Raw genomic sequence first — 10,229 nt, 5'->3', positions numbered from 1 at the left:
ACGATCTCATCTATCGTCATGCCCGGCATGGTCATGTCCAGCAGGATGAGCCCGATGCCCACAGGGTGCTCCCGCAGGACGTTCAGGGCTGAGGCACCGTCGACCGCGGTCAATACCGTACAACCACTCTTCGCAAGGAACGTCTGGGCGACTGTGCTGACCACCGGCTCGTCCTCGACGACCAGGACAGTGCCACTGCCTGCGTTCACAGTCATGGGTGAGGCAGCAATGGACTCCATGGGTTCTTCCAGACATCGAGGAAAGTAGATATCGAAGGTCGTCCCGGCACCCTCCATGGATACTGCCGTGATCCATCCCCCAGCCTGCTTCACGGCACCGTAGACGACGGAGAGCCCCAACCCCGTGCCGGATCCTATTGGTTTCGTCGTGTAGAAGGGTTCAAAGAGGTGCTCCAGGATTGCCGGTGGAATCCCCGGACCAGTATCCCTGATGCTCAAGCGGACGAACTCACCTGTCCGCGCAAACGGATGGGTCTGGAGGTATCCCTCCTCCACGACCTCGTTCCTGGTCCGTATCGTCAGTATCCCTTTGTCCTTCATGGCATCGCGTGCGTTCACTGCCAGGTTGAGCAGGATCTGTGTCATCTGCGACTGGTCCAGGAGGACGTTCCAGGCCGTCTGCTCGTCGTCACGGACGATCTCGATGGTAGCCGGCAGTGATTGCTTCAGGATGGCCAGGGTCGCATCGATCGCGTCCGTGATCTTCATGGGCACTGGCAGGACCATGGCACTGCGGCTGAAGGTCAGCAGTCCTTTCGTGAGGTCCGCCGCCTGACGGGCGGCGGTCTCGGCTGCATTCAGGTTCTCCAGCAATGGGTCTGCCGGGGGCAGGCTGCTGCGCATGAGGGCGATGTTGCCCAGGATGCCGGTCAGCAGGTTGTTGAAGTCATGAGCTACCCCTCCTGCCAGTTCTCCGATAGCCTCCATCTTCTGGGACTGACGAAGTTGAGCCTCCGCCCGCTTGCGCTCGGTGATGTCCCTGCTGACGCCCAGCGTTCCTGCTACTGAACCGTCCGGCCCACGCAGGACAACCTTCTTGGTCAGGAAATTGTGGAACTTGCCGTCAGCATCCACGTCAGTGAACTCGCCCTCGCTCACACCTTTCTCGATGGCAATACAGTCATCGGCTGCATAGACCGCTGCTATTTCGGGTGGAAAACACTCGGCATCCGTCTTGCCGACGATGTCGCCATTGGCACTGGGCTCCATCTGATAATAGGTCTTGTTCGCCGCGACATACCGTCCCGACGCGTCCTTGATCCACATTGGGTCCGGCGAGGCCTCCAAGAACTGATTCCATTGCAGCTGTGCAACCCGTAGCTTTTCCTCCACCCGCTTGCGCTCGGTGATGTCGCGGATAATTGATACTATTTGAGTTGGTTGTCCCTCAGCGTTCCGAATGGTCTCGCCGTTCGCCTCCATGTCAAAAGTACTTCCGTCCACGCGCAGTCCACGGTATTCAATCGGACCTTGCATGTCGCCTTGGAACGTGAGGGAGACACTAGAAGATGCGCGTTCCCGATCCTCGGGGACAATGAAATCGGTGACCAAACGCCCCAGCAGTTCCTCTTCCCGTTTGCAACCGAATACTCTCAAGGCCGCGGGCGAAACCATGAGGATGCGACCCTCGAGATCCGTGATCGTGATGTCGTCCGGTGAGGCGTTGAGAATGGATCGATACCGTTCCTTACTCTCCCCAAGTTGGCGCAGCGCCAACTCCTTTTGGGAAAAGGCGCGGGAAAGCTCAACCGTGCTGTAGCTCAGGGATGAAATCATCCCGGCGAGTTTGGCGTAAAACGCCATGGCCGCATCAACCGCTTCCCGGCTCCAGCGCGGAACGCGGTCAAGGGCCGCAAGGTATTCCGTCTCGTCGAATCCATAGTGACGGGCCTGGCTGCGGAACAGCTCATAGTCCGGAATCTCATCCTCGTAGAAGAACTGCCCGAGGAAAACATTGCCCAGATGCCTGCCGCCCACCTCGATAGGTGTCACCATATCCCACAGGTTGTTCTTGCAGTGGTAAGCTTTGAATGTCCCCGCCGGCACGCCGTTGCTGAGGATGACATCACTTTCGAGGCAGTTTTTCAACGTGTCGGGGTGAACCCGGTGGAATTTTGTGCAGAGATCCTGCCAGCCGACGGCGACCAGGACCTTTCCGGAAACATCAAGAACACCGATGCCGATCTTCGTGAGCCGGTAGAAATCCTCCATCATAGTTTGCAGCGCCTCGTGGTCGATGATATCGGCAAGATTCAGCGTGCCGATATCTCCCTCCAGTTCGAGGATGGCCTCGAGCTTCTTCCTGACCGTTGCCTCGCTCTCCCGCAGAGCATCATCCGCCTGCTTCTGCACTATGGCTGCCTCGCCTGAACGGATTTCTTTGTCAGTCATGGTTTCTCCCCTTGCCTGTTTCCGTGCCACATTTGGCCATGCCAGCCACACCCCGCACTGCCGCCAACTGTCTTGTGCATGTCCTTTGCATTCGCAGTTCCTGAACTCTCCTTGACTTGGTTGAATGGCAATTCTCTGGTCACACACGCGAAACGTGCGGAATCCGCATGATCCTGCTCTCAGAATAGTCGTGGTACAGAGCGGGTCAAGTGCCGCAATGCGCGCGATGGATGAGCCGAGAGAGGCTCGATCATTGCCTGCTGGGGCGTGGGGTTCAGTCTGTCAGCCCAGCAACCTCACCCAGCACGATGTCCATGATGACCTCATGCACAATGCGCGCGCCATGACGCACACCCCGGCGCCGGTCAGCCCAGCGTTGACTTCGGGGTCGCAGATCCACTTCCAGTATGTCGGAACGTTGTCCCGCTGCTGCGGGGTCAGTGCGACTTTCGTGCCGTTGATGATGACAGGGATGTCACTCATGAGGCTGTCCTCCGGTTGCATCATGCGTGGATGCCAAACACGGCCTGCACCAGGCGGCCGAACGCGTAGGAAGCTGCGGCAGCGCCCAGTCCGGTGATGACCATCTCGCGGATCTTGCGGCGGAAGGCGTTGCTGCCGGCGGTGAGGGTGATGATGCTGGCGACCGTGGCAAGGGCAAGCCCTGCGAACAGGACGCTGAGGATCAGCGCCGTGAACGAATTCCGCGCGAAGAAGTAGGGGAGGACGGGGAACAGCAGTCCAATGATGTAGGCAGCGCCGGTGAACAGAGCGCTGCGGATCTCGTTGACGGGCGTGTGCTCGGTGAGGAGCCCGATCATCGCCTCTTTGTTCGATGCCAGTTTTGCGGTGACCTCGTCGGTCAGGTCGGCCGGCATCCCGGATTCGATCAGCTTCCTGGCGAGTTCTGCCTGCGCCCGTCTGGGTGCGACGCTGAAGAGGAGGTCAGTCTTGCGCCGGATGCCTTCGTTGACCTGGCGCTGACTGCGGACTGACACCCAGGTGCCGATCGCCATGGACAGCGCGCCGGCGAGGCCGACAACGAGGCCGCTGACGCCGACGACCTGCGGACGCGTCGGGTAGACGGCCGAGAGGCCGCTGACCGCGCCAAGTAGCTCGACGAGACCATCATTCATGCCCATCACGAAATCGCGGACGTTGTCCTTGGGCAGTGCGTTGAACTGCGATTCCAGCTCTTCCTCGTGGCCCAGTTCGTCCTCGATGATGCGCGCGATGTCGGTCTTCTCGACTTCTTCGAGGACAGCGGAGTTGAGGAAGTCATAGTACGCGTCGACGGCGGTCGCCTCCGTGATTTCGAGGAGAGACAGATAGCGTCGCGTCCCCAGCACCCGACGCAAGAATCGTGCCCAGGCAAACGAAAACCACGACGGTTCGGTTGTCGTCATGCCGCGCTTAAGAAGGAAGGCGCGCCAGAAGGCCATGTGGAGGTTCTCGACCCGAGCCAGCTCTGCAAAGCGCTCCCGGAGGGTAGGGTCCTTCTCGGACCCGGCCAGGTAGGCATACAAGCGAGACGCGCCCCGCTCGTCGGCGTAGAAGCTCATCGCCTTGGCTGTTTCATTGATCATGGGAGGCTCCTTTCATACCAGTTGGAAGTGTGAAGACCATTGTGCCTGACCCCAAGGGTGTTCACAATTCAGCGGCGGAATGTGCGTCGGAGCACAATTGCCCGCTCGGGACACATCTCGTGACAGCAGTAGCAAAGCACGCAGGTCCTCCGGTTGAACTGCGGGTACGGTGCAAGGTTGATTGCCTTCGCTGGGCACCGCTGGGCACAGATACCGCACTTGATACATTTGGACGTGTCGACCATGGGGATAGGTCGGTTGGAGGAACCGACGATGCGCTGGAGTGTCGCTGCGATGGACACCACCGCACCGCCCATGTAGCTGCGGGGCCGCATGAACGCCGGCTGGATGGGGGTGAGGTCACCGACGACGAGCGTGCCGTCAGGAAGAGGGACGACGTGCGACAACGGCGTGAGTTCCCAGTCGATCCCCATCATGCGACACATCGCCCAGTCCGCAAGGACAGGATCGTCCGCGACGACGACGGCCCGCAAGTGTCTTGGCCTTCCTGCGGAGGGTCCCTCGCCGTCCATACCCAGAATACCGTCCATGACGACCCGTTCGGGGATGGGGAGGGCGGCGTGGAGGTCCAGCAGGCACCTGGCAAACTCGTCACCGGATGGAATCATGTGGAGACCGGTGCGCTCGGCCTTGGGTGTGAGCCCGAACAGGTTCTTGACAGCACCCGTGACCAGCGTCAGTGAGTGGGTTTTCGCCTTGGGCAGGTTGAAGAGGATCTTGCACTGCCACAGCAGGTCGGGCAGGGTGACAGGTCGGGGGCTCCGTGGGTGCTCGAGATGGATATGCCCGAACCCGTACTGGTCCAAGTTGCAGATAGTGACCCGTTCGTCGCCCACGTATTCCTCGAGGCCAAGATCGGCGGCAAGGCGTTCGCTGGGGACACGGTTGCCCGGAATGTCGCCGACGATGATGTGGAGTCCGTGCCCGAGCAGAAACCGGACGAAGGCATGAATGAAGTGAGGGTTGGTCGTCAGTGCCCGTTCGGGCTCAGCTTCCTGCAGGATGTTTGGCTTGACGAGGACTGTGTCGCCGGGGGCGAGCCCGCCCAGAAGGAACTCCTGGCGGCTTGCAAACACGTCGGTCAATCGTCCTTCGTCGTAGTCGTCGAGTCGGTCGATCCATGCCCGCATGCGTGCCTCCTGTCGTGTATCAACAGGATAGCTGCAGCGGCCCGTGACTCAACCCTGTTCCTGTGCAAGGACTGGCTTGAGAGCGGCCCTGAGCGCGTGGCGCGTCGGTAGGAGGAAGGCGAGCACTACCAGGACGGCCGCAACGCCGAGCAGCAGGCGATACGCGGACGTGATGCTGGTGTACTGTGCCCACTGACCCAGGATGATGACAACAGCGCCGCCGACGCCCCAGGAAAGGCCCATGATGGATGCGGAGACGAGGCCGCGGTGGTTTGTGACCAGTTCGTGTGCGAAGACGATGTTGGAGCTCAGCGTGAAGCAGCTGAAGAAGCTCATCGCCGGGAACCAGATGATGCTGGTCGACCCGGTCAGGACGAACATCAGGAGGGTCACAGCTACGCCTGTCGCCCCGATGAGGTTGATCGTCCTGCGGCCGATGTGGTCGGAGAGCTCAGCCCCGATGACATTGGCGACCGTGCCCACGAGCGAACCGACGGCAAGGTAGACACCGGCCTTGCCCGGCAGGAACCCGAGTTCCTGGAACAAGAGGGGCAGCAGGATAGTGACGCCGTTGAAGACCATGGCCGTGAGCGTGGAGTTGGCAACAAGTATGAGATATCCCTTGAAGGCAGGGCTGTCCGTCATGCGGCCGCTGTTGCCGTTTTTTGCGGCTGCTTCGGGGTCTTCCTGGCGGGGGAGCGCGAACACCTGGAAGAACGCCAGCGCGATGCCGGGGATGGCTAGGATCCAGAAGCGCTCGAGGTGCAGCAGTCCAAAGAGAGGGATGACCGTCAGCGAGCCGACAAAGGAGCCCATGGACCCGCCGAAATTGAAGACGGACATGAATCGGCCCCTGTTCGTCGAAGACAGCTGGCTCGTACCGGCGGCCCCTTGCGGATGAAACATCGCAAGCGACAGGGCTATGGCGGTGAAGATGAGCAGGAGCCAGCCAAAGCTGTGGGCGAACGGCAGCAGTGCCAGTGAAACGGCGGCGAGGATGGAAGAGGTGACGACAAGTGCGTTGGCATGCCGCATGCGGTCGGACAGCAGGCCGAAGATCGTCTGGACAAGACCCGAGACGATGGGGAGACTGGCGCCAAGTGCGGCGGCGGCCCCCAGAGAGAAACCCAGCTGGGTGCGGAAGACAGGAACGAGAGGGGGAAGGAAGGCGGCGTACCATTCAACGAGGAAGTGACCACCAGCAATTGCAAGCAGTGCTTTTCGTATGCGGCTCATCGTTCAACTCTCTCCCGGGACATGCGAAAAAGGCAACCTCGGAGCGAGCAGACAAGTCCGCCATGAACGCGAGCAATGTTCCGCGCGAGGCCACCTTCTTCTATTATTAGTATAGCAAATCTTCGAACTATGTCAATTTCCGAAATACCTCAGTCTGCAGGCTGCTTCCAGACATTGGTGATGCAACGTACAGCACCCAGACTTCTGTCCGGAGGTTTCAACGTGGGCGTGGCAGTCGAGCGTTGACGATACCGGTCATCCGGGTCACTCGTCTGCGACGAATCTGTCTCTGGCAATCCCCTTGAGCAACCGGCGCAGCTCGCGCGCATCCACATGACCGTCGATCTGCAGGGAGATCTCTCCAGTCGTCGTGCTGAGCATGAGCTTGTGGGGAGGTTCTCCGGCTGTGCGTGGCCCGAAACGGCCTGGCGGGGTGCCCTGGACCAGAGTGACCTCCTCGAAGTCAGCATAGCCCAGCACACGTGCCGTTGGCAGTTCTGTCAGGACATCGGCCATCGTCATCCTGGCATACCCGTCAATGAGGGCGAACGGTGCCTGGGCAGCGTACCACATCTGCTGGAAACGGCTTGCCCCCTGCGATTTTGCGTCGGCCGTTCTTGCCACGCGAATCTTGCGGACTTTCGCCTGGTCGAACGGGGCAAGAACGACAAACGAGCTGGTCAGCAGCAAGGTCAGCTCGAGGGACTTGAAGGCGCTCTGCCGCTCGACAGCCTGACACGCGAGCAGGACGGTTTCTCCTTCAGGAGCCTCCATTAGAACCTCAGATCCAGGAAGAGCACGAGGGCGGAGACGAGAGCCATGAGTACCGAATAGGGGATGGCAGATACGGACTCTTTCGCACGGCTCGCGGATTTCCAGCTGATGTAGAAGACAAGGAACAGCGCGGGGACGAGCAGGCCCCAGTAGTCGGTGCGCGAACCAAAGCGCCAGAACAGGGCTCCCATGACAGCGGTACAGACCGCGGCGACAATCACCACCAGCAGTTCACTGACCCATCGCTTGCTCATGTTGACCCCCTCTCAACTGTGTCGCGCCCAACGCTTGTGTACTGTCAGGATAGTCCAAGGCAGCCGGCGGTCAATGACAGGTGACCTCTGAGAGAGGGGCCGAGATGAGGCGGCAGGTGCCTTCTGTGCTCCGTGGGACATGTAACGTTCGCACGCGGTGACCGTAGACCAGGTGTGGAGGTGGTACCGATGGAGTTGATCCTTGTACCGTTTGGCATTGTTGTCGCAGCGCTTCTCGTGGTGGGAGCCGTCACGGGGGCTGCGTTCAAGTTCGTGTGGATTGTGCTCAAGATCATCTTTGTGCTGTGTTTCTGGTGGCTGCTCCTTCTCATCGGTGGGATCGCCTTGCTGAGGTCCGTCCTGCACTGACCAGTGCGTTGCTTGCACGTAGCACGTCAAGGCGCCCGAGTTCTCCGGGTGCCTTGAGCATCCCTGGTCAGCTGGAACGATGCAAACGCTGTCAGCATGGAGTGTGCGGCCCTCTTCTCCTTGATATCTTTACAGGAGACCATTGACTGACGACAAATGCCCTCTACTCTTAGCTTATCAAAGTAAGGGGGAACCGTGATGAGAATAATGACCAACAGCAAGCGTATGGAACTAGTTCTTGCGAGGCTGCGCAGCTACTGGGAGACTGTGGACCCGCGTCGCGTCGGCGGCTTGACCGAGTCCCAGCTCTCGTTGCTGCTCTCGCTGTCTGAGCACCCTGGATGCCGCGTGCAGGACACTGCCCAACGGCTTGACCTGACTGCTCCGACAATCAGCATTGGAGTCCGCAGACTGGAGAGGATGGGGTTGGTGCTGCGCGACGCTGATCCTGACGACCAGCGTGCTGTGTGCCTGTATCTGTCGCCACAGGGCAGAAGAATTGCTTCCAAGGCACGTTCTCTGCGTGCAGCCAAGCTGGAGACAATGCTCTCGGCGCTGACAGTGGATGAACAGGAGTCGCTCCTCGCAATGCTGGAGAGGGCAGTTCCGGATACTGACTGAAGGTACGTTGCTGTAGCCTGTCAACGGAAGAGGAGGTTACCGTGAATGCACGACCAATAACGCCAGACATCACCCTCATGGGAGCGGTCGACTGGGACCGCAGACTGTTCGACTCGCTGATTCCGCTTCCCGAAGGGACCAGCTACAATGCATATCTGGTGCGGGGCAGTGAGAAGACCGCGCTGCTCGACACGGTCGACCCGACCAAGTTGGATGTCCTGATGGCCCAACTCGACGCGGTCGATCACCTGGACTACCTGATAGCGCATCACGCCGAACAGGACCACAGCGGTTCCATCCCTGCCATCCTTGCCCGGTATCCTGAGGCTGTGCTCGTGACGAATCCGAAGGCAAAAGAGTTGCTGCAGGAGCTCCTGGACATCCCGTCCGGTCGATTCAGGACCGTCGCCGACGGAGAGACCCTGTCGCTCGGCAACAAGACCCTTCGGTTCATCTACCTGCCATGGGTCCATTGGCCCGAGACGATGGGCACGTATGTCGAGGAAGACCACGTCTTGTTTTCATGTGACTTCTTTGGCTCGCACCGGGCGCAGTCGGACATGTTCGCCGAGAACAACGTCGTCATGCACGGCGCCAAGCGCTACTATGCCGAGATCATGATGCCGTTCCGCAGTTTCATCATCAAGAACCTGGACAAGCTTGCGGGCACACAGATCGATATGATCTGCCCCAGCCATGGTCCTGTTTACAAGGACCCGGCGTTCATCATGGACGCTTACCGCGAGTGGGCAGGCGGCCCTCCTCACAACAAGGTCGTCATCCCCTTTGTCTCCATGCATGGGAGCACACTGAAGATGGTTGATCGCCTTACGGCCGCTCTGGCCGACCGAGGCGTCGGTGTCGAGCGGTTCGACCTGACGATTTCCGACCTGGGCGAGATCGCTATGTCCCTTGTGGACGCCGCGACTATCGTCATCGGAACTCCTGCCGTGCTGACCGGTCCGCATCCCAAGACGATCGAGATTGCGTATCTGGCTGGAGCTCTTCGTCCCAAGACACAATTCGTGTCCATTGTCGGGTCATATGGGTGGGGCCAACGCATCGTCGACGTCCTTGGGGGACTCATCGCGCCGCTGAAGGCCGAAGTCCTCACACCCGTCCTTGCCAAAGGCGATCCTCGTGCTGCTGACATGCAGGCGATCGATGCGCTGGCCGAGACTATTGCGGCCAAACATCGTGAGGCCGGCCTCCGTTGAACGACGCACGCTCTCCGTTTGACGAACCCCCGGCCTCACGGCCGGGGGTTTCTGCCAGGGTCCCGTGCCAGTCGGCGGTCAGTCTGCCCGCGTGCACGCTTCTGGGTGCAGCATCTACGTTCGTGGCGCTTTGAGCAGGCGTGCGTTGATGGCGACGATGATGGTGGACAAGGACATGAAGACGGCGCCGACGGCTGGGCTCATGATGAAGCCGACCCCGGCAAGCACCCCTGCCGCCAGCGGGATCGCGACGACGTTGTACCCTGTGGCCCAGGCGAGGTTCTGCAGCATCTTGCGATACGTGGCACGTGACAGCTGCACAACAGCGACGACGTCGCGGGGATCGTCACGGACCAGGATGACGTCCGCCGTCTCGATGGCAACATCAGTGCCGGCGCCAATCGCAATCCCGACATCAGCCTGCGCGAGAGCCGGAGCGTCGTTCACGCCGTCACCGACCATGGCTACGGTCAGACCCCTCCCCTGCACTTCCTGGATCTTGGCTGCCTTCTCGTGCGGCAGCACTTCGGCAAAAAAGTCATCGAGTCCGAGGTCCTGTGCAACCCACTGTGCGGCGGCACGCGAGTCGCCGGTCAGCATGATACTCTTG

The 10,229-nt window shown here is 60.3% G+C and carries 11 protein-coding genes; 3 read left to right on the top strand and 8 right to left on the bottom strand.

What is annotated here, in order from left to right:
- The 7 genes from C0398_05175 to C0398_05145 form a co-directional block, all read right to left on the bottom strand.
- The coding region (locus C0398_05175; protein MBA4365382.1) for a hypothetical protein at positions 1 to 2,411 on the bottom strand (2,411 nt) is incomplete at its 3' end.
- Positions 2,412 to 2,693: 282 nt separating this feature from the next.
- A complete protein-coding gene (locus tag C0398_05170; GenBank protein ID MBA4365381.1) occupies positions 2,694 to 2,918 on the bottom strand; it encodes a hypothetical protein in 225 nt (74 codons plus the stop codon).
- Positions 2,915 to 3,997 (bottom strand): rubrerythrin family protein, encoded by a 1,083-nt coding sequence (locus tag C0398_05165; GenBank protein MBA4365380.1) that lies wholly within the window; start codon positions 3,995 to 3,997, stop codon positions 2,915 to 2,917. Before C0398_05165 ends, C0398_05170 begins: the two co-directional genes overlap by 4 nt.
- Positions 3,998 to 4,065: 68 nt before the next feature.
- Positions 4,066 to 5,148, bottom strand: a complete 1,083-nt coding sequence (locus tag C0398_05160) for a hypothetical protein (GenBank protein ID MBA4365379.1) — start codon at positions 5,146 to 5,148, stop codon at positions 4,066 to 4,068.
- 48 nt (positions 5,149 to 5,196) lie between these two features.
- Positions 5,197 to 6,384, bottom strand: coding sequence for a hypothetical protein (locus C0398_05155; GenBank protein ID MBA4365378.1), 1,188 nt, complete (start codon positions 6,382 to 6,384; stop codon positions 5,197 to 5,199).
- Between the two features lie 264 nt (positions 6,385 to 6,648).
- Positions 6,649 to 7,158, bottom strand: coding sequence for a hypothetical protein (locus C0398_05150; protein ID MBA4365377.1), 510 nt, complete (start codon positions 7,156 to 7,158; stop codon positions 6,649 to 6,651).
- Positions 7,158 to 7,412 (bottom strand): hypothetical protein, encoded by a 255-nt coding sequence (locus C0398_05145; GenBank protein MBA4365376.1) that lies wholly within the window; start codon positions 7,410 to 7,412, stop codon positions 7,158 to 7,160. Before C0398_05145 ends, C0398_05150 begins: the two co-directional genes overlap by 1 nt.
- A gap of 189 nt (positions 7,413 to 7,601) precedes the next feature.
- Between C0398_05145 and C0398_05140 the strand changes: the two genes are divergently transcribed.
- The 3 genes from C0398_05140 to C0398_05130 all read left to right on the top strand — a co-directional run bounded on the left by C0398_05140 (position 7,602) and on the right by C0398_05130 (position 9,619).
- A complete protein-coding gene (locus tag C0398_05140) occupies positions 7,602 to 7,781 on the top strand; it encodes a hypothetical protein (protein ID MBA4365375.1) in 180 nt (59 codons plus the stop codon).
- Between the two features lie 198 nt (positions 7,782 to 7,979).
- Positions 7,980 to 8,402: a MarR family transcriptional regulator gene (locus tag C0398_05135; GenBank protein ID MBA4365374.1), complete on the top strand. Its 423-nt coding sequence runs from the start codon at positions 7,980 to 7,982 to the stop codon at positions 8,400 to 8,402.
- A 77-nt stretch (positions 8,403 to 8,479) separates the two neighbouring features.
- The gene (locus C0398_05130; GenBank protein MBA4365373.1) at positions 8,480 to 9,619 is read left to right on the top strand and encodes an MBL fold hydrolase; all 1,140 of its coding nucleotides are present in this window, start codon (positions 8,480 to 8,482) and stop codon (positions 9,617 to 9,619) included.
- 114 nt (positions 9,620 to 9,733) lie between these two features.
- On the opposite strand, the gene C0398_05125 is transcribed toward C0398_05130, so the two are convergent.
- On the bottom strand, positions 9,734 to 10,229 hold a 496-nt coding region (locus tag C0398_05125), incomplete at its 5' end, for a heavy metal translocating P-type ATPase (protein ID MBA4365372.1).

The organism is Coprothermobacter sp. (assembly GCA_013824685.1).
Classification (GTDB): Bacteria; Caldisericota; Caldisericia; order Cryosericales; family Cryosericaceae; genus Cryosericum.
Note: the sequence above shows the minus strand (reverse complement) of the source record. Positions and strands in the feature narration are given on the sequence as shown.

What these genes read in the sequence shown, in the direction of transcription:
- C0398_05170 (MBA4365381.1), bottom strand. Translation starts at nt 2,918, where the DNA reads ATGATGCAACCGGAGGACAGCCTCATGAGTGACATCCCTGTCATCATC.
- C0398_05165 (MBA4365380.1), bottom strand. Translation starts at nt 3,997, where the DNA reads ATGATCAATGAAACAGCCAAGGCGATGAGCTTCTACGCCGACGAGCGG.
- C0398_05160 (MBA4365379.1), bottom strand. Translation starts at nt 5,148, where the DNA reads ATGCGGGCATGGATCGACCGACTCGACGACTACGACGAAGGACGATTG.
- C0398_05155 (MBA4365378.1), bottom strand. Translation starts at nt 6,384, where the DNA reads ATGAGCCGCATACGAAAAGCACTGCTTGCAATTGCTGGTGGTCACTTC.
- C0398_05150 (MBA4365377.1), bottom strand. Translation starts at nt 7,158, where the DNA reads ATGGAGGCTCCTGAAGGAGAAACCGTCCTGCTCGCGTGTCAGGCTGTC.
- C0398_05145 (MBA4365376.1), bottom strand. Translation starts at nt 7,412, where the DNA reads ATGAGCAAGCGATGGGTCAGTGAACTGCTGGTGGTGATTGTCGCCGCG.
- C0398_05140 (MBA4365375.1), top strand. Translation starts at nt 7,602, where the DNA reads ATGGAGTTGATCCTTGTACCGTTTGGCATTGTTGTCGCAGCGCTTCTC.
- C0398_05135 (MBA4365374.1), top strand. Translation starts at nt 7,980, where the DNA reads ATGAGAATAATGACCAACAGCAAGCGTATGGAACTAGTTCTTGCGAGG.
- C0398_05130 (MBA4365373.1), top strand. Translation starts at nt 8,480, where the DNA reads ATGGGAGCGGTCGACTGGGACCGCAGACTGTTCGACTCGCTGATTCCG.